General features: G+C 42.9%; 18 protein-coding genes. 3 read left to right on the forward strand and 15 right to left on the reverse strand.

The genetic code is table 11. The annotated features are described in order from the left end of the window. The first annotated feature begins 200 nt into the window (after positions 1–200). Entirely contained in the window at positions 201–1,205 is a 1,005-nt protein-coding gene (locus JMX95_RS02105) for a D-cysteine desulfhydrase family protein (protein ID WP_201559917.1), read from the forward strand. Between the two features lie 46 nt (positions 1,206–1,251). On the opposite strand, the gene modB is transcribed toward JMX95_RS02105, so the two are convergent. The 4 genes from modB to surE form a co-directional block, all read right to left on the reverse strand. After that, positions 1,252–1,953 (reverse strand): molybdate ABC transporter permease subunit, encoded by a 702-nt coding sequence (gene modB / locus JMX95_RS02110; RefSeq protein ID WP_201559918.1) that lies wholly within the window; start codon positions 1,951–1,953, stop codon positions 1,252–1,254. 386 nt (positions 1,954–2,339) lie between these two features. Further along, positions 2,340–3,644 (reverse strand): lytic murein transglycosylase, encoded by a 1,305-nt coding sequence (locus tag JMX95_RS02115; RefSeq protein ID WP_055124471.1) that lies wholly within the window; start codon positions 3,642–3,644, stop codon positions 2,340–2,342. 139 nt (positions 3,645–3,783) lie between these two features. Beyond that, the gene (locus JMX95_RS02120; RefSeq protein WP_201559919.1) at positions 3,784–4,578 is read right to left on the reverse strand and encodes a M23 family metallopeptidase; all 795 of its coding nucleotides are present in this window, start codon (positions 4,576–4,578) and stop codon (positions 3,784–3,786) included. Between the two features lie 256 nt (positions 4,579–4,834). Continuing rightward, positions 4,835–5,647 (reverse strand): 5'/3'-nucleotidase SurE, encoded by an 813-nt coding sequence (gene surE / locus JMX95_RS02125; protein ID WP_201559920.1) that lies wholly within the window; start codon positions 5,645–5,647, stop codon positions 4,835–4,837. A gap of 628 nt (positions 5,648–6,275) precedes the next feature. On the opposite strand from surE, the gene JMX95_RS02130 reads away from it, so the two are divergent. Both JMX95_RS02130 and JMX95_RS02135 read left to right on the forward strand, forming a co-directional pair. Then, positions 6,276–6,713 carry an MCR_0457 family protein gene (locus JMX95_RS02130; protein ID WP_201559921.1) on the forward strand — a complete coding sequence of 146 codons (438 nt, stop codon included), beginning with the start codon at positions 6,276–6,278 and terminating at the stop codon, positions 6,711–6,713. Between the two features lie 576 nt (positions 6,714–7,289). Continuing rightward, positions 7,290–8,456: a D-alanyl-D-alanine carboxypeptidase family protein gene (locus tag JMX95_RS02135; RefSeq protein WP_045444873.1), complete on the forward strand. Its 1,167-nt coding sequence runs from the start codon at positions 7,290–7,292 to the stop codon at positions 8,454–8,456. 310 nt (positions 8,457–8,766) lie between these two features. Here the strand turns inward: JMX95_RS02135 and JMX95_RS02140 are convergent, their stop codons facing one another. The 11 genes from JMX95_RS02140 to JMX95_RS02190 all read right to left on the reverse strand — a co-directional run bounded on the left by JMX95_RS02140 (position 8,767) and on the right by JMX95_RS02190 (position 22,564). Next, positions 8,767–10,704 (reverse strand): sensor histidine kinase, encoded by a 1,938-nt coding sequence (locus tag JMX95_RS02140; RefSeq protein ID WP_201559922.1) that lies wholly within the window; start codon positions 10,702–10,704, stop codon positions 8,767–8,769. 220 nt (positions 10,705–10,924) lie between these two features. Beyond that, complete coding sequence (gene der / locus JMX95_RS02145) at positions 10,925–12,367, reverse strand: ribosome biogenesis GTPase Der (protein WP_055124475.1); 1,443 nt, start codon at positions 12,365–12,367, stop codon at positions 10,925–10,927. 395 nt (positions 12,368–12,762) lie between these two features. Next, entirely contained in the window at positions 12,763–13,971 is a 1,209-nt protein-coding gene (gene bamB, locus JMX95_RS02150) for an outer membrane protein assembly factor BamB (RefSeq protein WP_201559923.1), read from the reverse strand. A gap of 243 nt (positions 13,972–14,214) precedes the next feature. Beyond that, positions 14,215–15,000 (reverse strand): YfgM family protein, encoded by a 786-nt coding sequence (locus tag JMX95_RS02155; protein WP_201559924.1) that lies wholly within the window; start codon positions 14,998–15,000, stop codon positions 14,215–14,217. 55 nt (positions 15,001–15,055) lie between these two features. Then, the gene (gene hisS / locus JMX95_RS02160) at positions 15,056–16,345 is read right to left on the reverse strand and encodes a histidine--tRNA ligase (protein ID WP_201559925.1); all 1,290 of its coding nucleotides are present in this window, start codon (positions 16,343–16,345) and stop codon (positions 15,056–15,058) included. A gap of 64 nt (positions 16,346–16,409) precedes the next feature. Beyond that, the gene (ispG, locus tag JMX95_RS02165) at positions 16,410–17,525 is read right to left on the reverse strand and encodes a flavodoxin-dependent (E)-4-hydroxy-3-methylbut-2-enyl-diphosphate synthase (RefSeq protein WP_055124478.1); all 1,116 of its coding nucleotides are present in this window, start codon (positions 17,523–17,525) and stop codon (positions 16,410–16,412) included. Positions 17,526–17,658: 133 nt separating this feature from the next. After that, positions 17,659–18,471, reverse strand: coding sequence for a helix-turn-helix domain-containing protein (locus tag JMX95_RS02170; RefSeq protein WP_201559926.1), 813 nt, complete (start codon positions 18,469–18,471; stop codon positions 17,659–17,661). After that, on the reverse strand, positions 18,468–19,418 hold the full coding sequence (pilW, locus tag JMX95_RS02175; protein WP_227675932.1) for a type IV pilus biogenesis/stability protein PilW: 951 nt from the start codon (positions 19,416–19,418) through the stop codon (positions 18,468–18,470). Before pilW ends, JMX95_RS02170 begins: the two co-directional genes overlap by 4 nt. Before the next feature lie 213 nt (positions 19,419–19,631). Beyond that, on the reverse strand, positions 19,632–20,873 hold the full coding sequence (gene rlmN, locus JMX95_RS02180) for a 23S rRNA (adenine(2503)-C(2))-methyltransferase RlmN (RefSeq protein WP_060490621.1): 1,242 nt from the start codon (positions 20,871–20,873) through the stop codon (positions 19,632–19,634). Positions 20,874–21,277: 404 nt separating this feature from the next. Further along, the gene (ndk, locus tag JMX95_RS02185; RefSeq protein WP_055124481.1) at positions 21,278–21,709 is read right to left on the reverse strand and encodes a nucleoside-diphosphate kinase; all 432 of its coding nucleotides are present in this window, start codon (positions 21,707–21,709) and stop codon (positions 21,278–21,280) included. A gap of 438 nt (positions 21,710–22,147) precedes the next feature. Beyond that, positions 22,148–22,564: a lysozyme inhibitor LprI family protein gene (locus tag JMX95_RS02190; protein ID WP_201559927.1), complete on the reverse strand. Its 417-nt coding sequence runs from the start codon at positions 22,562–22,564 to the stop codon at positions 22,148–22,150. Between the last annotated feature and the right edge of the window lie 41 nt (positions 22,565–22,605).

The following is a 22,605-nucleotide window of genomic DNA, read 5'->3' on the forward strand; positions in this document are numbered from 1 at the left end:
TTTATATTTGATAAATTAACTCTTAGGATTCCACTGATTCTCAAGCTAGATAAGCAATAAGCATTCATATGTTTTATGAGGCTTTTACGACGTATAATTACTGGCTATTTATAGCCGCTAAATAATCATCTTTAACTGACTTTATCAATGGCTATGTTTCAAACTTATTCAGCATTTTTTTATTATAAAAGGGACAAAATATGGAATATAACCACATACCCAGACAATCATTGGGCTTCTTCCCCACTCCCTTGATAGCGCTCAGCAGATTGAGTAAAGCGCTTGATGGCCCTACTATTTTTATGAAACGAGATGACAACACGGGACTGGCATTGGGTGGCAATAAAACCCGTAAGCTTGAATTTATCATGGGTGATGCCCTTGCTCAAGGTGCTGATTGCGTGATTACGGCAGGTGCCGCACAATCAAACCATTGTCGCCAAACTGCTGCCGCAGCGGCAAGCTTGGGACTTGACTGCCATTTAGTATTGGGTGGAGAAGAACCCGAACAAACAAGTGGCAATCTTTTATTAGACAAAATTTTTGGATCACACATCCATTGGGCAGGCGCCAATCGTAAAGGAGAAGATATTCCTAAAATCGTTGAGCAATTAACAAAACAAGGCAAAAAACCATATGTCATACCCTATGGCGGCTCCAATGAGCTGGGTGCTTTAGCGTTTGTAGAAGCTTTTAAAGAGTTAGAATCGCAACGTGAAAGCATGGACCTATCATTTACTCATATCGTTTTTGCTTCTAGCTCTGGGGCAACACAAGCCGGTTTGATGCTTGGCAAAAAAATACTCAACTCGCCCGCCCAAATCGTAGGTATCAATATCGATAAAGGCGAAACAGACAAAGTGCCTTTTGATCAGTATACCGTCGCGCTTGCCAATAGCACGGCCTTCCTTATTGGTGCCGATCATCAGTTTTCAGAAACCGATTTAATACTCAACTCTAATTATGTGGGCGAAGGCTATGGCGTGGTTGGTACATTAGAAAATGAAGCCATTGCAATGACAGCTCAAACAGAAGGCATACTTTTAGATCCTGTCTATACGGGTCGTGCGATGGGCGGACTCATAGATATGATTCGGTCTGGCAAAATCAAGAAAACCGATCGTGTCTTATTTTGGCATACGGGCGGTGCACCAGCTTTATTTGCCTACTCAAGTGACTTAGATATGATGAAAAGAAATGGATAAATAAATTTTAACGCATTAACTCAAGCTATAGGCATTAACTGCAATATTATGAGCGTTGATTCAGCCGGCTTACACTAGCAATCAGCGCCACCATAACCACTCCCATAATGATGAGAATCCCAGACATCATGTGCGCTGCCTCGTAATTTAGCGCCTCTACTTGCTCGTATATCGCAATCGAGACCACTTTAGTCTCATCGGATATACTACCCCCTATCATCAAAACCACGCCAAACTCACCAATAGTATGGGCAAAACTTATTAAGCTACCGAGCACAATACCGACACGTGCTTGTGGCAGAGCGACTCTGAGAAACCGTTTGAAACGGCTTGGCTCCAATAAATGTGCCACTTCCATCACGCTTTGTGGAATACGTAAAAATTGGGCGTAGACAGGCTGAATATAAAAAGGCAAGGAGTAAATAATGGAACCAATGACAAGACCTTCAAAGGTAAATATCAAGGGGCTGATATTATGTTCGCTAAGCCATTTACCAATACCGACACTAGGGCTTAATAGTAATAAAAGGTAAAAGCCGATGACGGTAGGCGGTAAAACCAATGGCATGGCAATGATGCCCATGAGCAAAACTTTAAGACGTGACACAACTTGCCTACGACTGGGCTTAGCGAGCCAATAAGCCACAGGCGTTGCGAACAGTAATAGACAAACGGTAGTGACACCAGCAAGCTTAATACTGACCCAAAATGGGTTAAGCATATCGGACATAAGAGATTGGTCTATCATAATGTCACTGCTCGTTGCCATTCGTTATGAGGGTAAAGGATCTATTGTATCTAATATTAAAAGATTGAACAGACAAATATAATGTCAGCTTTTATAAATAGCGCGTTGATAAACAAAGCGCATTGATAAACAAACAGTGTAGCGTTTATCAGTCACAGTATCAGTCTTCTTGTGTCCATATTATTTATTAAAACCTAACAAGATTATGGTCTGTTGCAAAACAATCATAGCGTAAAATAAAAAAGCACCTTATTAGGGTGCTTTTTTATTGCATTCACTAAGCTCATCGTATTTGATATTACCGTCAAAAATGATGGTTAAAAAATTTCTTTTAACACGGTAATATTAGAATTAATACGAGTCAAAAAAAGTTCTATCAACCTGCTTCACCACGAAGCTAACGATGACGCACTACGCTGAGTAATAAAGCCGTCTGGAGTCTGACCATTATCTGCTTGCCAGCGCTGGAACGCCAATCGAGTATTGGTACCCACGATACCGTCAGCGCCTTTAGTATCATAGCCTGAGTTAGTCAAACGCTGCTGTAAATTTCGTACTTGAGCTGTGGATAATGGACGCTCATAACGCGGCCATGATTTCTGTAATCCGCCTTGTCCAGCAAGCGCTTTACCCAATAAGCTGACACCTAGCGCATAGCTCGATGAGTTATTATAAACCTTGATCACATCAAAGTTTGGACTGAGTAGCAGCACTGGACCATCCTTGCCGGCTGGTAGCCACAGCTCCATTTCGGTATTGGCATCCAAATAAACATCAGCTATCGTATCAACACCCATTGCTGCCCATCTCGCGGCAGGCTGCTTACTACCAACCATGGAGTAATCGAATGAGGCAGGAATGGTCGCTTCGTAAAATGGCGCTAGACCTCGAACCCAACCTGAGTTGCTCAAATAATTAGCGGTGGACGCCAGTGCATCGCCCGTTGCCCACGGGTTACGGTGACCATTACCATCGCCATCCACTCCGTGCTTCAGCCAAGTATCAGGGATAAACTGCGTCTGTCCCATGCCGCCTGCCCAAGAACCATCGAGCTGCGACCAAGACACATCACCGCGCTGCAATAGCGTCGCTAATGACAACAACTGAGTTTCGGCAAACTCTTGGCGACGACCATCATAAGCCAGACTCGCAAGCGAGCTTGGTATGCTGCTATTACCCGTCACCACGCCGTATGACGACTCCATGCCCCAAATAGCAGCGATTATTTCTGCATTGACACCGTACTGCGATTCTAATTGCGACAAAAATGCCCGTTGCTCGGCGAACTTACGCTTACCAGTACTCACACGCCCATCAGATACGGCAGAATCGACATATTCCCATGGCATCTTAGAAAACTCTGGCTGCCCTGAGTCAAGTGAGATGACTTGTTGATTTAAATAAGCGGTATCAAGTAAACGACGCACCGTCGCTGCATCATGGCCTGATGAAATCGCCCGCATAGAAAAATCCGACTTCCAATCAGAAAAGCTGTTATAGCTTGGCTTTGCCACTGGCTGCGGCTTGATGACAGGCTTCGGTGCTGGCTTCACTTGAATGGTTTGAGTTTGGGTAATCTGAACGTTGCCTTGACGCACAGGCTTGCTAGGTTTTTGCATCGCCTGTTGGCTGGTACACCCAACCATCACTAACGCAGGAAACAGGGCAAGATATTGTTTTTTTAACATCATAAAATTCTCAAGTATGAATAAGTAAAGCGACTCAAATAAACCGATTTAGTTAAGGTGGCTTTATTCAAACGCTCTAAAATTCAAGCGCTCTGAATAAAGCCACTAAACTTGCCAAATCAGTCAAAACTTGGCATCACATTTAACGCCCTAGTACCGCACGTGGATCAATAGGATTGCCATTTAAGCGCACTTGGAACTCTAAGCCGACCTGATTGGTTTGGCCACTATTACCCATGTTTGCAATGCGCTGACCGCGCTGCACAGCATCGCCTTCTTTGACCAGTAGCTGACTATTATGCGCATAAGCGGTGATGTAATTATCACTATGACGAATCATAATAAGATTGCCATACTCTGGCAAACCATCGCCCGAGTACAGTACCGTGCCAGATTGGCTAGCAAGTACGGGATCACCGATATTACCAGCAAACCACATACCCATCGTGCCCGCTGCCGCATCAAAGTTACGGGTCACTTGATTGCGACTCGGATATTCATAACCTGACGTTGCGTTAGCCGTCACTTCGTATACAGGGCTTTGTGAGCTATTATTAGGCACGCTCGTTACAGGTGGTCTGTACGTTGGCTGTGTCGTTGTAGGCGCGTTATAACGATTGTTATCGGCTGGCGTACCTTGCCACAGCTTGAGCCATTGACCACTATAAATCGTATACTTGCTGTCCAAACCATTCAGCGAACCGATTTGACGGTAACTGAGACGATAGCGCTCAGCAATTTGGCTGACCGTGTCGCCACGCTGTACACGATGGTAGTTAGGAACGCCTTGTGCATTGGTAATAATCTTAGGTCCCGCTTGGTTGGCTGATTGGTAAGTAGGCTTGGTTGCACAGCCCACCATCGTTAACGTTGCTGCTGTTAAAGTACCTATCAATGCCACTGTTGCAAAGCGCGATCCAGCAATAAGCTTCTTCATACAAGATTTCCTATTCTTTATGTTACTCACAAACTCCTTGTGTTACTCACAAGCATTTTGCTAACTTTTATACCGTTTAGTATTTAGTATTTGGCAAATACCATTATCAATCACTCGATAGTAAACCATTTTTTAAGGCGTGTCCTCATTTTGAAAATGGTGATAAAAATGAGATAAATGGCAGCCAAATAAGAAAAATAGCGCAGATAATATCAGGATATTGACCAGCTGTTTGACGCATTTTGGCAGCGTAAATTTATAGCATTAACGCCGACAGCGTTTTAAGCGTGTCTGATGGCGTATGATGCAGGCGCACTGGCGATAGACTAATATAACCCGCCGCTACCGCTTGATCATCCGTCATATCTGTGGAGGAGGACTGCAAATCTTCAGTTTCTAATGGCAACTCATGCGGGCGTTTACGTAGCGACAACCAATAAGCATCACGCCCACGTGGATCGACCACATGATGTACAGGACGCGCAATCTGACGGTGCCCTAACGCCGTTATTTTCCGACCTTTGATATCATCGGCACTATCCACATCAGGAATATTAACGTTTAATACATGATAGGGCAAATTTTTGCAAGCATCTAATATCGGTGTTTCTATCAATAATTTAACAATTTCAGCTGCCGCCATTTGATAATGACTGGTCTGCTCCTGCCCTTCTCCTTTGACGCCGCCGCCCACTAGGGAGGTCGCAATGGCAGGTATTCCAAAGAGCTGTGCGGTTAATGCAGCACCAAAGGTACCCGAAAATAAAACGTCTTGACCAAGATTGGCACCAGAATTGATACCAGTAATCACACAATCAAAACGCGTATCAGGATATAACTCATGCAACGCCAAATGTACACAGTCCGCAGGCGAACCATTTACCGCTATAAAACCAGAATCCAATTGATGAGTATATAATGGCATCGAGAGGCTCAAAGCACTCGCGCAGCCACTTTGCTCACTGTTTGGCGCAACCACTACCACCTCTGCAATAGCAGACAGGGCTTGATATAATGCCAATAACCCTGGTGCATAAACCCCATCATCATTACTAATTAAAAATTTCATTTTCACTCAATATACTCATTAATGACCGCCTGTCCACTTATGAACTTTAGCCGCATAAAATTGCTATAATCAGACCCGAAAATGGTGGTTAGATTGTGTGATCATACTGTTGACGCTGACATCCACATTGGCCTTTTCTGTATAAATAGTATTTATACACAGCATTTAACGAGCGTCAAATGGTAGCTGAATTTACTATCAAAGTTAAAAAAGCCATACCGCTATCAAATAAAATAACACTGTGTTTATATCACAGCATGGATATGAACAAATTGATAGAGCAAAACGCGGATGCCACCATAATTTTGGGCGATTATACCCTAATAATACGCTGACACGAACCCAGTCTTTGCGCAGAATCTATTCAATTTATAATTTTATCACGATGATATCTGCATCAATAACAGCAAAAAAACTTGGCGTGACGTTACAATAGGCAACACCTTACAACAATACAAACTTATATTTTTATGCTGACGTAACTTATGAGTCTATGCTGCTGATATGTTGCTCAAAAAGAGCTTTGGCTCACAAGATATCTACACATAAATCAATATTTTATGTGACTTTTGTTTTTTTACCCATTAACATATCACCATTAATTAAAGATAAGCGAGTGTAATACTGCATGAAAAATCAATCGATATTATCTATAGCTTCTGTGATAGCGAAGACGGCGTCCAAAATTAGTGTTGCAGGACTGGTAACCTCTGTTGCCATGCTGTCTCAAGCATCCTTTGCGGCGAATAATTCTGCTACAACCATACCTCTAGATATGTCTGGCATCAATGTTACTAAGCATGAAATTGCGGTCATGCAAGTGCTATCAGAGATATGTCCACCGATGCTCAATGGCAAACAAAAACAGCGCTTTTATAAATCTTATAATGTGCAGCTTCACGAGTTGATGCCGTCTTTAGAAGATCCAAAAGCAGCGATTCAATATCTATCCACTCAGCAAGATTATCGCCAGATATTACAAGGCATTCGTAGCTGGACAATGGGCTTCTCTAAACAAGACAACAAAGCTCTATGCGAAGATTTGGCGAATGCTGAATACCAGTAGTGGAATATCATAATTAAGCTCAACAATTACAACATTATAATTGGCTTACTTATCATACATCCTATGATATCCCTTACAATAGCTATGCCCCAGTATTGATTCTAAATTGATAAAGTCACCTATAATTAATGACAATAAATCATGGCATTATCTGTCTTGGAACGTTGAATACGGGCTATTTAGCGACAACTTATAAGCTTGTTCATCAGGCTTGTAAGTAACAAAAAAGCTTACGATAATTCTGTTTATACCAACAGGATGACCGTAAGCTTTTTTATGACAGTCGAATTATTTCTATTCGAGACATTGTGGCAGTCCTAGTCTGAGCAAACGTTTACTTCTTACCACTCTTTCTTTTTAATCGGGTCTTTTTTTGCATTTATCGATTCCCCATCGGTTGGCATTTTGCTAAGATAAGGCGTTAATTTTATGTCTGTCGCTCAGCCATCACCACTCTTATTAATACATTGTTTTTAAACAGAATGTTTAAGACAGGCTACTTAAAATGATGCATAAGATTTAGTGCAAGGTACAAGCGGTAGATACATTTGGTTTCATGATGCGGTGTAACGATATATGACAGTAAAGCGTGTAAAAAATCAGCTGGTGCAGCTGGTAGTCGGTGTGAGTATCTCTATGAGTGCAGTGATGGCAAACGCAGCCATCCAGCCGCCTGAGATGGATAATACCGCCTATGTATTGATGGATTATAATACTGGTGAGATTTTGGCACAAAAGAACGCCAATGAATCGCTACCGCCAGCGTCTTTGACAAAAATGATGACCAGTTACATCATTGAGCAGCGCTTAGCATCAGGCGACCTCAAAGAAGATGACCAAGTCATAATGAGTCCAAATGCTTGGTGTCGTGGTAGTAGCAGCCAGTCTTGTATGTATGTGCCGGTAAATAAATCTGCGAGCGTTATCGACATGCTACGCGGTATTATTATTCAATCAGGTAATGACGCCTCAAAAGCTATGGCTGAGCATATCGCTGGTAGCGAAGCCTCATTTGCTATCTTGATGAATGAGCAAGCAGAAAAACTTGGTATGAAAAATACCCATTTCGTCAACTCTACTGGTATGCCTGACGAAGGGCATGAGGCATCAGCACTAGATTTGGCCAAATTGTCACGCGCTATTATCAAGAATAGCGGCGACTATTATGGTATTTATGCAGAAAAAGAGTTCACCTATAACGGTATTACTCAAGGTAACCGTAATGCTCTACTTGCAACCGACCCAACCGTCGATGGTTTAAAAACTGGCCACACTGATGCCGCAGGCTATTGCTTAGCAGCTTCAAGCAATCGTGATGGCATGCGCTTGATTTCTGTGATTATGGGAACAGAGAGCCAGCAAGCACGTGCCGATCAATCACGTGAGCTGCTCAACTGGGGCTTTGGCCACTTCACTACTGTCACCAAAGCACCTGCCGGACAATTCGTCAGCAAAGTTCCGGTCTGGTTCGGTGAAGCTGATGAAGTAGAGCTAGTCACTGCGGATAATTTACAAATTCTAACCAGCAAAACGCAAAAAAATAAAATCACGACTGTGGTAGATATTCCTGAGAGCCTAGAAGCACCCATCAAAAAAGGTCAAGAAATTGGCAAAATGATGGCCGTTATTGATGGTAAAGCGGTGGCTTCAGTGCCTATTATAGCGACCAGTGATATCGAGCAGTCAGGCTTTATGAGCCGCACTTGGCAGCGTGTCGTACGTTGGGCACAAAATCTGTTTTAGAGAATATTAGTAAAAGCTATTTCTCAAGAACATTACTGAAAAAAAAGACGCCTCAAAACGGGGCGTCTTTTTTATGTCCTCATTCACCACAGAAATTGTATTATTCCTATAAAACAGCGTTATGAGAAAACAGGTGTAAACACGGTATTTAGTAGACTAAGAAGATTTGACACCGTTCATCATATTTTTCAGATTAAAAGCAAGCACCTTTGTCAAAAATACGATTTTCGACACTATTTACAATAAATGAAAGGCAATCGAGTACATTAAACGAGGTTAGTACGGTAAATATGACAAATATTTCGATCTATTACGTCCATACCAACCAGCGCTTAAGCAAGTCGCTTAATGCTTTATCTTTATAAGTGGCGCTATAACAGTAATCGACACCAGCTGCTTTCAAACCATGCTCAAAGCTATCTAACTGCTTCGCTCGATGTGGTGGATACCAATATACCAATAAAGCCCGATGTTCACTTTCAAATTGACGAATACGCTTGGCTAACGACTCAGCTTTACTTGGAAAAATATCTTCCGCAAACATCACCATATTCACCTGTCTTACATTCATCTCCTCTATAACCAGTGTTTCATGCTGACGATAAATGACAGTCGCACCTAAACGCTCTAGCTCCTTCGCTAAAAACCCAACTTCATGATAATAATAGTAAATAATAGTCAATCCAGCCAATAAATGCTGCTGCCGAGACTGCTGTTTATTGGTCATCGATATGGTCAGCATGAATTGGGTGCCTGACCCTAACGTACTATCGACTTCTATAGTAGCGCCCATCAGCTGAGCCATTTGCTTGACGACTGGCAAACCAACACCTGAGCCTTCATATTGACGAGTTTGTGATGAATCCACTTGGAAAAACGGATTAAAAATATCATCGATATGAGTGCTATCGATACCAATACCTGTGTCTTTCACACTGATTTGCCAGCGATTGCTTTTATCAAAATGAGTCAATTGCGACGTAATAGTCACCTGCCCCGCTGGAGTAAACTTAATCGCATTGCTCAATAATATCGATAATATTTGTTTTATTTTTTCCGCATCCCCTTCCAGACCATAGTCTATATGATGAATACGGCTAATCAACTCTAGCCTTTTTTGCCGAGCAATAGGCTCATATTCTGCCAACAGATCGGTGATTAACTGCAGTGGATTGAACGCAATACAATTAATACTCATCTGACCTTTTTGTATTTGATTCAATTGAATAATATGATCAAGCGACGACACCAATTTATCACTACCGTCACTGATAATTTCAACCGCATCTTTTTGTTCTCTATTGAGGGTATCGTAATCTAACAGCTGTAAACCGCCTACGATAGCATTTAGCGAAGTTTTCAACTCATGGGTGATCATGCTTTGAAAGTTATGCAGCTGCACATCGAGGGATACGTCTTTGTTGTGTAATTGCTGCTCAAAAATAGCAAGCGCCTCATAATCTTGTTGGACTTTCTGTAAACGATCAAACAATACAGCCAAAGTTTGCTTGATTTGCACCAGTTCCTGAAATTCAAAAAGCTGTGGAATCACTGGTAACTGCTCAAGCTCTGGGTTTTTCACAACGATGTGACAGACTTCTTTCAAAGCTTCAATATCTCTGATTGGCCATTTGAGTTTGCGCAGAATGTACAATACCCAAAGTACCGTCAATATCGTGGTGATAAGCCATAGCAATATATTGCTTCGAAACCAATGTGAACGCAGGGTGTTCACATCTAAAGTGAGATTAATATATCCAACTAACGCGCTATTTTTATTGGCCTCAGCAGACGCTGATGATTCTTGCTCACCATTTGATAAAGTCGTGGACGATTGCTGACTGCTGTTTAACGTATCTAGCGCGCTATCATCACCGATATCGTCACTGGTAACGGGATAATTGAAGCTGACAGTATCTGCAAATAAGGCATTCTTCCAATCATCTCTGGATTGATTAACTTCATCAATAGGTTTGGGTGTTGAATAAAATAAAATACTTCTAATGCTGGGTTCACTTTCTAACAAGAATCTCACTTGCTCAGCCACGATATCAGCACCATCGGCTGTCGATGCGCTGGTGGTCAACATGGTAGCCAATTGCTGGATATGCTGACGCTTCTCTTTATAGTGGTATAACAAACCATAAACGATAGACATCAAGAAGCCTGCCAACACAGCCAAAATAATGGCTTGTACGACAGAACGCCAAATAAGCGTAGGGATGGTTTGAGAGGGACGGTTGTTCATATTACTTAACTGAGTTAAGAAAACTTTTGATTATAGTACAGGTATTTTGTAGGAGTAGTGAGGGAAATATCACATGTTAATAAAACTTAACAACGTATTAATATATCATGATGACCGATATAATCATCATGATATGGCACATTACAGAGAAGCATGAACAATAGAATAAAACAGTCTTTATTTACTACAACAATATAAAGACCGTCATCATTTTGCTAAATTAACGCTTTTTATCTTTATTGGTGAATTTCTGCTTATCTTTGGTAGTAAATTTCTGTGCCCGATTACGCTCGCGTTGGCGCAACTGTTGCGTCTTCGCTTTGGTTGGCGTATCGCTCTTGTTGGCATATGGGTTGTCATTTTGTTTAAGGACAACGTTGAGCGGCGTGCCTTCGAGCTTAAATACTTGACGGAATTGGTTTTCAAGATAACGCTGATAGCTCTTAGGTAGCGCGCTGGTTTGGTTACCATGAATGACAATCACGGGCGGATTGTGACCACCGATGTGAGCGAAGCGCAGTTTAATACGGCGACCAGCAACCGTTGGTGGTGGATTGGCTGTCACCGCATCTTGCAGAATCTGAGTCAAGCGATTGGTTGATACTTCAAACATCGAAGATTTATAAGCACGCAAGATAGACGGGTATAGATTACCCACACCCGTACCATGTAGTGCTGAGATTAAATGCACTTTTACATAAGGGATAAAGTTAAAGCGGCGATCCATCTCAATCTTGATATAATTTTTCTGATCAGCAGTCAGACCATCCCACTTATTAATCGCAACAACTAAAGCACGACCCGCATCAAGCGCATAACCAATCATATGCAAGTCTTGATCAACGATACCTTCATGCGCATCAATAACAATAACGGTTACATTAGAATCTTCGATTGCTTGCAGGGTTTTAATGACCGAGAATTTCTCTACTTTTTCATCAATTCTGCCGCGGCGGCGCACACCAGCAGTATCGATTAAGACGTAGTCTTTACCTTCGCGTGTATAAGGAATATAAATACTGTCACGCGTGGTACCGGGCATATCAAAAACCACTACTCGGTCTTCACCCAATAGACGATTGACTAGCGTCGATTTACCAACGTTTGGACGACCTATGATCGCTAACTTCAAACCTTTTGGCTCTACGACATTCTCTTGCTCAGGCATATCAGCCGTCAATATTTCAAGCAAATTACCGACACCGCGACCATGACTTGCTGCCATCGGATATGGCTCACCCAATCCTAATGCATAAAACTCGGCAGGTGCAGCGTCGTGAGCACCATCGACTTTATTGGCAACCACATAGACTGGTTTGCCAAGTGTATGTAAAAACTTACCAATCTCAGCATCTGCGCCGATCATACCAGCACGAGCATCCACCACAAATACGATGATGTCTGCTTCATGAATCGCTGTATGCGATTGCTCAGACATATAGTCATCAATGTTGCCGCTACCATCATCCGCCTCACCAATACCACCAGTGTCTACAACGATAAAAGATTTGTCTTCATAGGTCGCATCACCGTACTGACGGTCACGAGTCAGTCCTGACAAATCAGCAACCAATGCCTGCCGACTTTTTGTGAACTGATTAAATAAGGTGGATTTACCGACGTTTGGACGACCAATTAAGGCGACCACAGGCTTGATACTCATGGGTTACTCTCAGTGAAATGCACGATGGCGGGCAGTACAGTTATTCTTATAACCAGTGATATAACAGTAGTCGTGAATAGGCTGCTCTTGACCGCAAATTAAAATGAATGATAAAAAAATAGCAAAAATAATCGTCAGCTATTTTACACTTAGCAAGTGGTACATAGGACGACTAAATTATAGATAAATAATATATATATGGATAACACCTACGGCGCATCGGTCGCATAGAGTACGCGAAAGCCTGTGTTTAAACAAGCGATTTACACAAGGCACTAAACGCTGACGAAGCAGCGTTTGTGTTCTCTAAAATTACAATCAACCAGTTGGCTTACAGTTGACTTAACGATAGTATCAAAACACACTATCTGAGTAACTGTTAACCGATAAAAAGCTTAGCGGGCTAACTGCCAAATAGCAACTTGTCCTGACGTGCTTTGGGTCATTAAGCGGCTGCCTTGTACCTGCAAGCTACTCAAAGCGCCCTTGGTTTGTACACGGCTAACGATTTTACCGCTAGCTGGATCAAATAAGTGTACCACGCCGTCAAAATCACCCACAGCAATATAATTGCCAATCATCACAGGATTGGTTAAATGACGATAAGCCAGCTCTTCACTTTCCCAAAGAACCTCACCAGTACTGCGATTATAGGCAACCACTTTACCCTCTAAACTGGTAGCAATCACCTGCTGGTTATTTACAGCAAGTGACTTTAAGCTGGCAAGCTCGTTGACAAACATGACTTGACGCGAAGCCAAATCAATACCTAATAACTGACCGCTATAACTGATGGCAAATAGCTGGTTTTTATCGACGATCGGCGTACCATCGACATCACTCATGCGCTCAACTTCACTACTACCAGTGCCAACACCAACACGTCTTGACCACTGCGGTAAACCACTATCAGTCGTCACCGCATGTAAACGACCATCAGCAGTCGCTAATAACGCCGTTTTGCTATCTAATAACGTTGGCGCCGCACTACCGCGTACACTGATGGCTGGAACTTGTGTGGCAAACTGCCAGACAGACTGACCTGTCTGTAGTGACAAGCCATGTAAAAAGCCATCGTTCGCTGATAGAATGACACGGTTATTGGTAATTAAAGCGGGTGTCAATACTGATCCTGATAACTGCTTCTGCCAGCGTTTTGCGCCAGTCACACTATCAAATGCCATCACTTGACCACCGCGTGTGCTAATAATCGCTGTTTGGCTTAAAGCATCTAAAGCAACGCCGCCCGTGATTTGATCGCCAACGTTGATCGACCATAAACGTTCGCCTGCACTGTTAAAGCCGGTCAAGTCCCCACCGCGCGATGCAGTGACGATTTGTCCATTGACATAACCTACTTGCAAGTCTAATGGATCTTTCTTACTGGCTTTTTTATTGCCAATATCTGTGCTAAAAACCGGTTGCAACACACTGATAGGCTCAGCAATCTGTACCAGCTTGACTGGATCATTGACGACGGGTTTAATACCGCGATTACACCCAATCACCGCAGTGCTCATCACTGCCAATACTGCCACATGCATCACCGTCGATTTGATGGTTTTAGCTTTTGATATCTTGCTAGAGCGAATAGATTGAGTCATTATGAGTTCTCACTACAAATAAATTATTATTAATTAGTAAATTGGTTATCAGTAAGTATAAGATCGGCGATTAGTACTCACCAAGCACATTCAATGAGTGCTGGTGGTTCATGCGACGCGATTGTTTTACTGTACCACTTAGCTTGTAGAACGGTTATAGATACGCGCTATTGACTAGCAATTATCAGGCATTAGGTAGAACGCAAACGCTATTATTGGTTAACAGCGCTTGTCACTGTACAATTATTGCGCAACCTCGGCAGCAGCATTTTCTTCCACCAAGGGCTGTGCAGGATTACTTGACTCTTGAATCAGACTGACTGGTTCGTCGATAGGCTCAGGTACGATGCCCAGACTCTCCATCTTTAATGCCAATACTGCACGCGTCTCTTGACGGTTGCGTAACAACTCCCAAGCATTATTATAAGACTTGATCGCTGAGTCTTTATTATCTTGTGCCAAATAAATATCCCCTAACAACTCTTGTTGGCTGGCTTCAAATGAGCTTGGCATATCATTGTTGGCTTCTGCTAATGCAGCATCCGTATCGCCCGCCGCCAGTAACGTTGTCGCATAGCGCAAACGAGTAATTGCCTGTAAACCTGCATCACCTAAGTCAATAGCCAATGCTTTTTTGAAGGTTTCACTTGCCTCGGTAAATTCATTATTATCTACTTGCTGACGCGCTTTAATCATCAGTGCCTGCCAAGCGTAAACCGACTCACCATGCTTACTGACTAGCGCATCAATATCTTTGTTTAGCTGGGTGCGACTTTGGGCAAGTGCTGCCTGTGCTTCTGCTTCCAAATCAGGGTTTTGTGAGGCCAAACTGACTTCTTCATTCAACCGCTGAATGTCTGCATAATGATCTGCTGCAACGGTGTCTACGCGCGCATGGTTGTCCTGCCAATATGTCCAACCAAAATAAGCGGCCAGTGCCAACAAAATCGCAGTGACAATATAGCTGCCATACTGCTTTAACGCTTGCATTGAATTGTCTGCATTCGGCGAATTGGGTGTCAGAGCCATATGTGTTTACCTGATAAAAGTGTTATGAAATTGCTAATGCTAAAACCGCAATCGATTACTGACGGATAAAATTTTCTTTGTTCGACAGCCAATCTGTCGCAACCGTCTGTTGTTCGCCCGTCTGCATGTCTTTAACGCTGAGGGTATTATCATCCAGCTCTTGCTGCGCAATAATAACGGTCAATGCAGCACCTGACTTATCGGCTTTCTTCATTTGCGCTTTTAGGCTCGTCGCACTCGCCATTTTCACCCGAATGTCTGGGCGACTATAGCGTAGGCGCTGGGCATAGCCAATACCAGCACTATAAACCTCTGGATGCGCAACCACGAAAACATCGCAAGCGGGAACATCAGCAATCGGCGCAACCGCTTCCATTAACAGTAATAAACGCTCAAGCCCCATGGCAAATCCAACAGCAGGCTCAGATTTTACTGGCTTATTGCCATCAGTACCGATGGATTTTAGTTGCCCGATCAAACCATCATAACGGCCGCCTGCACAAACAGTCGCTTGGCTACCAAGCTTGTCGGTCACCCACTCAAAAACCGTTTTGTTATAATAATCAAGACCGCGTACTAAGTGTGGATTGATCTCAAAATTAATACCCAGCTCTGTTAAATAGGCTTGTACTTGCTCAAAATGCGCCACGCTTTCTTCACCTAAAAAGTCAGCAAGCTTAGGCGCGTCTACCAATAGAGCTTGGGTGCTTGCTTCTTTGCTATCTAAAATACGTAGCGGATTGGTGGTCAAGCGGCGCTTGCTGTCTTCATCCAGCTGATCTTTTTTATCGGTTAAATAAGCAACCAATGCTTCGCGATAAGCATAACGCTCATCAATTTCGCCCAGACTGTTCAGCTCTAAACGCATCTCATCTTTTAGACCCAGCTCTTGCCACATTAGATGAGTCATGGCGATCAGCTCAGCGTCAGCGTCTGGTAAGGCACTACCAAAGCTTTCAACACCTATTTGATGAAATTGACGATAACGACCTTTTTGTGGACGCTCATAGCGAAACATTGGACCGATATACCATAATTTAGGCGTATCACCGCGCAGCAAGTTATGCTCAATCACAGCACGTACTGCACCTGCCGTACCTTCAGGGCGTAGAGCCAACGGCGTTGGTGGCTCAGATTTATCGGTAAAGCTATACATCTCTTTTTCGACAATATCAGTCGCGCCGCCAATGGCACGCGCAAACAAATCGGTTTGCTCAACGATTGGCAAGCGAATATGCTCAAAGCCGTATCTGCCCAGTACTTCAGCCAATATCGCTTCTAAATGCAGCCATTTTGCGGACTGATCAGGCAAAATATCATTGAACCCTTTGATAGCTTTAATCATGGTACGGTCGTATCCTTAAAAATTTTAACAAGTGTCTCTTTTATTTTTTGCTCATAATAGTGTTTTATTTTACGCGGATAATCTCATTCTCGCGTTTTTTAGCCAAATCTTCGGCATGTGCGCGTACCATGCCTTCTATTTCATCGACCAAATTGTCGGTATCGATAAGATGGCTTTTTTCACCCATACGATATACCAAGGATCTTGGTGCGGCACCAACAATGCCAATATCGGCCTCTTTCGCTTCACCAGGACCATTTACTTTACAGCCGATCACAGACAGATTCATCGGTTCACGAATGTCTTCTAAACGCGACTCTAGAGCCGTCATGACTCTAATCACATCAAACTCTTGGCGAGAGCAGCTTGGGCACGCAATAAAGTTGACACCATTAGAACGTATATTGAGCGATTTTAAAATATCAAAGCCGATTTTAATTTCTTCTTCAGGCTCTGCCGCCAGTGAGATACGAATGGTATCACCGATGCCATCTAATAATAAACCGCCAAGTGCAATCGCGGATTTGACCGCGCCCGTACGATAAACGCCCGCCTCGGTGACGCCTAAATGCAGCGGGTTATCAATTTGGGCAGAAATCAGGCGATACGCATCCAAGGTCAAAAACACATTACTGGCTTTAACCGATACTTTATATTGATCAAAATTTAGACGCTCTAATATATCGATATGGCGCATGGCTGATTCAAGCATCGCCTCGCCAGTTGGCTCGGTATATTTGCGCTGAATGTCTTTTTCGAGCGAGCCTGCATTGACACCGATACGAATAGGGATGTTGTAATATTTGGCACAAGCAACCACTTCGCGTACTTTAGCATCGCTACCGATGTTACCTGGATTAATACGCAGACAGTCAGCCCCTGCTTCGGCAACTGCTAACGCAATCTTGTGGTCGAAATGCACATCTGCAATCAAAGGCACACTGACCAGCTTACGAATTTCGCCAAAAGCTTTGACCGTATCCATCGTTGGCGTCGACACCCGCATCAAATCCGCACCAGCTTCAACGCAGCGTTCGATTTGAGCGACAGTTGCTGCCACATCGCAAGTATCTGTATTGGTCATACTCTGCACACTAATCGGCGCATCACCACCAATCGCGACATCACCGACATATATTTTTTTGGTAAGGCGACGGTTAATAGGCGCTGACGTTGACATAGACAAACCCTTCAGTTAAAGCGAAAAAACGCAGAAAAAATACACTTATAATAGCTTGCAGATAGCAACTTTTAAAAATAAATCTTGTACAGCAGTCGATAAGACTAGCATTCAAAATTAGCCGCTTAAAAAGTTAAGGCGCTAACTCAAAATTGGCTTGCTTATCCGTTGCATAAGTATTTAGCGCAACCGCTTCTTGGTTAAGCATTATGCTGACATTATCAACATTATCAATTTGTACATTAAACGGCGGCGTACCTGACAGTTTATAATCCCCAGATGTCTGCGAGCCACTCATTAGACTACTACCAGAAGCATCAGTAATACTCACGACGGCGGTATCCGTCAGTTTGACATCTAAAGACGCTGGACTTGCATCGCCGCCCAAGTTTAGAGCAGAGCCAGAGGCACCAACGCCCATCTCATCAGTATTGATTGCCGCACCTTGCGCTTGCTCTATCGCTGAGACGTCTTCGACCGTCGATACTGGCTGCCCGGTATTCTCTTTACTTGCATTACTCACCATGCGAAATAAGAAAATCGCTAAAATAATGACACCAATGACGGCGATGATCAGTAGTGGGTTAAAACGAATTCGATTGTGCGTATCACGTTGCAACGTGCCCATTGGGCGCAGTGGCGTATCCGTGTTGTTGACGGATTTGGCTTTTAGTTCGGTAGGATAAGCGGCATCAAAGCTGGTTGCTATTTTTACAGGATCCAAACCCAAAAACTTAGCATAATTGATGGCAAACCCACGCGCAAAAGCAGCTTGCGGCATCTCCGAAAAATTTTCATTTTCAAGCGCTTGCAAATGACGCTTTAAAATAAATAACTCGGCAGCTACCTCGTCTAAGCTGATTTGCTTATTTTTACGGGCTTGCTGCAACACGGCACCAAATGATCCCTGAGCGTTAGATTGAGTGTTTAATGATGGGGTGGTCATTTCCATGGTGCCTCTGGATTGTTAAGCCAAGTCTTAAGTTGTTTTGCTTCATCACTTAAAGGATAAGCAGATAAAAGCTGCTGTGCCAATTGCTGGCGCGTCGTTATGTTATTTTGTGCAGCGGCCAATTTGATACCTTGTAATAGCAAACGCGGGCTAATGCCCTGCCCTTGCACCAGTATCAAGGTTTCATCATACAGCCTTTGAGCCTGTGGAACACGTTGCTGCTCAAGCAATAAGTCGACCAACTCGATATGGGCAATAATACTATTGCGATTGCCATCAAGTGCCCGTAAAAATGCTTTAGCAGCCGCACTGCGATCCCCTAGCTGTAAGTAAGTGCGTCCTAGATTCTCTAGCGCACCAATACGACCTTCGTAACCTAATGCTGAACCTGCAATCTCAAACTGCTCTGCCGCCTCACGATAACGCGTCATTTGTGACAAATAAACGCCATAGTTATTGTGGGCTTGCTCAAAATCTTTATCAAGCGTGATCGCTTTTTTAAAATACTGATCGGCTTTTTCGAGATTGAGTCGACTGCCCTCTTGCTGCAGCAAAACGCCCATCATATCATAGGCTGGCGCGTAACGGCTATCGGCAGCAAAGGCTTTTTCGAGTTGGCGCTGAGCGGTATCAAGCTCATTTTTGCGGATATATTGCGCGGCAAGTGAAGTGCGCACGCGAGCAATTTCTTGTTGATCTAAGTTACGATTGTCATTGGGTCGCGTAGACGTTTGATAAGCCGCGATGTTTGTCAAATCATTGGTCGGCGTGCTTTGACAACCAGTGAGCAGCAACCCTACCAATGCTGTCACTAATACCGTACGCTTCGACATCGCTATTGGGTCAATAGCCACTTGTCCATTCGCTGTACTCAATCGATTATAAGTCTGAGAAAATATTTTTTGATAATTGAACTGACAAGAATTTCTAGAAGTCATCATAGCCGCCATCATAAAACTGTGATTCAATGCGTTCGATCCTCGAGGCATCAGTTTAATAGATTTAGCCCGCATAAGTACAATTTAGTTGTTATTAATTGCTGTGCACATTCAAACTAATCGTTATTGCTACATTTTTATTACCATTGCGACAGATAAAAGACAAATACGATGCTACATCGAAAATGTCTATTCACCATTTATATGACCATCATACTAAACACTTTCACGATCCTTGATGCTTTGCTGCCACGCGGCTGAACGACGCGTTCTATCAGCAACTTGCCCAACCAATTGACCACATGCCGCATCAATATCATCACCACGAGTTTGACGTATAGTACAAACAAAACCTGCTTCACTTAATATATTACTAAAGGCATGAATTCGATTATTACTCGACTTATCATAATTTGCATGAGGGAACGGGTTGAACGGTATCAAGTTAATCTTACTTGGTAAATCGCCCAATAATGCGACCAATTGCTCAGCATGCTCATTACTATCATTGACACCATCTAGCATCACATATTCAATAGTCACGTGTTTTTTGTGGCGCGGATTTACTTCAAAAACGTAATTTCTCGCTGCCGCCATGAGCTGCTCTAATGGATATTTTTTATTGATCGGCACTAATTCATTACGCAGCTCGTCATTTGGTGCATGCAATGAAATCGCTAAAGCCACGTCAAGCTCCTGTGCCAACTCGTACATTTTTGGCACCACACCTGAAGTCGACAAAGTAACGCGGCGTTTTGATAAACCATAAGCATGGTCACTGAGCATCAATTCCATCGAGCTGACAACGGGACGATAGTTTAATAACGGCTCGCCCATGCCCATCATGACGACGTTGGTGACGTTGTTTTCCCACAAACTATGGTCAACATTTTCTAAACTATCATTTTCATCGGTCATATAAGAGGCATTTGCCACCCATAATTGTCCAAGAATCTCAGCCGCCGTCAAATCGCGCTCAAAGCCCTGCTTACCCGTACTACAAAAGCTACAGTCGAGCGCACAGCCCACTTGCGAAGAGACACACAAGGTTTTACGACCGTTTAATTTACTATCATCTGCGGGAATCAATACGGTCTCGACCAACGAGCCACCCGTGACTTCAAATACCCATTTACGCGTACCATCATCGCTGTATTGACGATGAATCACTTTTGGCGGAATGACGCAGGCATTGGCTGATAATTTATCACGCAAAGATTTACTCAGATTGGTCATTTGCTCAAAATCAGTGACACCCTGCTGATATATCCACTTAATGACTTGCGTCGAGCGAAACGGCTTTTCACCAATACTCTTAAAGTATTCCGCTAGCTGCGCTTGTGTCATACCTAGTAGATTGGTTTTCGCCTGCGCCTCGTCTACTAATTTTATACTCTTAGTAGTCTTAGCAGGGACGTGTTGGACGTCAGTTTGAATAGGAGTTTGAGCAGTTGACATAATAAATAACCTTTTTGCATCTACTGGTATAAGCGATGCAATTGTTGAGATGGGTGTTGCAGACGTACTCAATATATGAGTGCATGAGCAATCCGTTATGAGCGCATTTTTTACCAAAAACCGAAAGTAATATGCTGATAAAGGATTGATAACGCTATATAAAACCAATAATGAGGGAAAAAGTTGAAATTTCAATATATAGTCAGACTATTATAATAGCTAAAACGGCTTATACCAAAAGATATAAGCCGTCTTGCCACACTAATAATTTATAGTCAATTTTATAAGCTATTAGTGCATAGTGAATCAAATATAGAGCTGGTACAAGGAAGACAAACGCCAATTGTACATTGAGTACATTAAGCGAGTCTGACACCGTAACAGACTATATTTGGTTTACTATATTAACGCGTACGTGCACAAACTTCTTCTTCATTGAAGAAGTAGCTGATTTCACGTGCTGCTGATTCAGCTGAATCTGAACCATGAACCGCGTTTTCATCGATGCTGCTAGCGAAGTCAGCACGAATAGTGCCTTCAGCGGCGTCTTTTGGGTTAGTAGCGCCCATGATGTCGCGATGCTTAGCGATCGCATTTTCGCCTTCTAATACAGATACCAATACTGGGCCTGAAGTCATAAATGATACTAGATCGTTGTAGAATGGACGCTCAGCGTGCTCAGCGTAAAAACCGCCCGCTTTTTTATCATCAAGTTGCATCATTTTAGCGGCAACAATTTTTAGACCTGATTTTTCAAAGCGATCGTAGATAGCGCCGATGTTGTTGCCAGCTACTGCGTCAGGTTTGATGATAGATAAAGTACGTTCGTTAGCCATGAAAAGCTCCTAATAAATAATGAATTCGATAAAAATGAGATGGTAAATACTTTGTTTTATCTTTGGCCGCAATGTTGACTTGGGCAGATTTAAATAACTCATGGTCTATCAATGCGATAATATGAGCACCAACACAGGATTGCTGCCTATTATAATGATTAGCGCTATAAATGATAGGGTTAATTTATGACCGCACCTTGCATAAAAGTAAATTTATGACCACAGCTTATCTTAAGACAAAGTGAGCATTCATCAATAGCAGATTCTTACCCTACGTATCTCATCGCTAACTATCTTTGTCATTGATGGGCATAGAACCAACTTGGCGAAAACTCTATGTAAGTGTTACCAAAAAAAATCCCTCAGCATATAATGCTAAGGGATTTTGTTAATACGCAGCTATGAAGGTCACTGCTTTCAAGCAATACTAAAAAGCAACTACTCGCCTAAGCGGCTGTCGCGGCAACTGCCAGCGCTACATTCACGCACACGATCATTTAAGAAGTTCACTCGCTCAGTTGTCACCCGAGTCGCACAGCCCATATTGACAAAAAATCCTTCATCATTATTATAACTACATTGGTCATTACGCTCGCGTATCCACGCCAGTTGTCCGCGCTTTAATTTGGATTTTTGCTGGCTATTTAACTGCTTAGCCAATTTTGCATAAGAATTATTCAGCTCTTTATCCGCTTCTAAATATACTTTCGTTAAGCAATATAAATCATCAAAATCATTGTTGGGTTTGTCACAGTTTTGCGCGCCCCATGACAGCATAGGAAACATAAAAGCCGCAGACGTTAGCAGCGCTAAAGCTGCTTTGCCTATAGAGTGCTTGATAATAGTCGATTTCATCACGTTTTCCTTTTTATATATTGATAAATTTACATTCATTT

The sequence above is a fragment of the Psychrobacter sp. NC44 genome (assembly GCF_904846655.1).
Classification (GTDB): domain Bacteria; phylum Pseudomonadota; class Gammaproteobacteria; order Pseudomonadales; family Moraxellaceae; genus Psychrobacter.

What these genes read in the sequence shown, in the direction of transcription:
- modB (WP_201559918.1), bottom strand. Translation starts at nt 1,953, where the DNA reads ATGATAGACCAATCTCTTATGTCCGATATGCTTAACCCATTTTGGGTC.
- ndk (WP_055124481.1), bottom strand. Translation starts at nt 21,709, where the DNA reads ATGGCTAACGAACGTACTTTATCTATCATCAAACCTGACGCAGTAGCT.
- JMX95_RS02130 (WP_201559921.1), top strand. Translation starts at nt 6,276, where the DNA reads ATGAAAAATCAATCGATATTATCTATAGCTTCTGTGATAGCGAAGACG.
- rlmN (WP_060490621.1), bottom strand. Translation starts at nt 20,873, where the DNA reads ATGTCAACTGCTCAAACTCCTATTCAAACTGACGTCCAACACGTCCCT.
- hisS (WP_201559925.1), bottom strand. Translation starts at nt 16,345, where the DNA reads ATGATTAAAGCTATCAAAGGGTTCAATGATATTTTGCCTGATCAGTCC.
- surE (WP_201559920.1), bottom strand. Translation starts at nt 5,647, where the DNA reads ATGAAATTTTTAATTAGTAATGATGATGGGGTTTATGCACCAGGGTTA.
- JMX95_RS02120 (WP_201559919.1), bottom strand. Translation starts at nt 4,578, where the DNA reads ATGAAGAAGCTTATTGCTGGATCGCGCTTTGCAACAGTGGCATTGATA.
- JMX95_RS02105 (WP_201559917.1), top strand. Translation starts at nt 201, where the DNA reads ATGGAATATAACCACATACCCAGACAATCATTGGGCTTCTTCCCCACT.
- ispG (WP_055124478.1), bottom strand. Translation starts at nt 17,525, where the DNA reads ATGTCAACGTCAGCGCCTATTAACCGTCGCCTTACCAAAAAAATATAT.
- JMX95_RS02140 (WP_201559922.1), bottom strand. Translation starts at nt 10,704, where the DNA reads ATGAACAACCGTCCCTCTCAAACCATCCCTACGCTTATTTGGCGTTCT.
- pilW (WP_227675932.1), bottom strand. Translation starts at nt 19,418, where the DNA reads ATGATGACTTCTAGAAATTCTTGTCAGTTCAATTATCAAAAAATATTT.
- der (WP_055124475.1), bottom strand. Translation starts at nt 12,367, where the DNA reads ATGAGTATCAAGCCTGTGGTCGCCTTAATTGGTCGTCCAAACGTCGGT.
- JMX95_RS02155 (WP_201559924.1), bottom strand. Translation starts at nt 15,000, where the DNA reads ATGGCTCTGACACCCAATTCGCCGAATGCAGACAATTCAATGCAAGCG.
- JMX95_RS02190 (WP_201559927.1), bottom strand. Translation starts at nt 22,564, where the DNA reads ATGAAATCGACTATTATCAAGCACTCTATAGGCAAAGCAGCTTTAGCG.
- bamB (WP_201559923.1), bottom strand. Translation starts at nt 13,971, where the DNA reads ATGACTCAATCTATTCGCTCTAGCAAGATATCAAAAGCTAAAACCATC.
- JMX95_RS02170 (WP_201559926.1), bottom strand. Translation starts at nt 18,471, where the DNA reads ATGACCACCCCATCATTAAACACTCAATCTAACGCTCAGGGATCATTT.
- JMX95_RS02115 (WP_055124471.1), bottom strand. Translation starts at nt 3,644, where the DNA reads ATGATGTTAAAAAAACAATATCTTGCCCTGTTTCCTGCGTTAGTGATG.
- JMX95_RS02135 (WP_045444873.1), top strand. Translation starts at nt 7,290, where the DNA reads ATGACAGTAAAGCGTGTAAAAAATCAGCTGGTGCAGCTGGTAGTCGGT.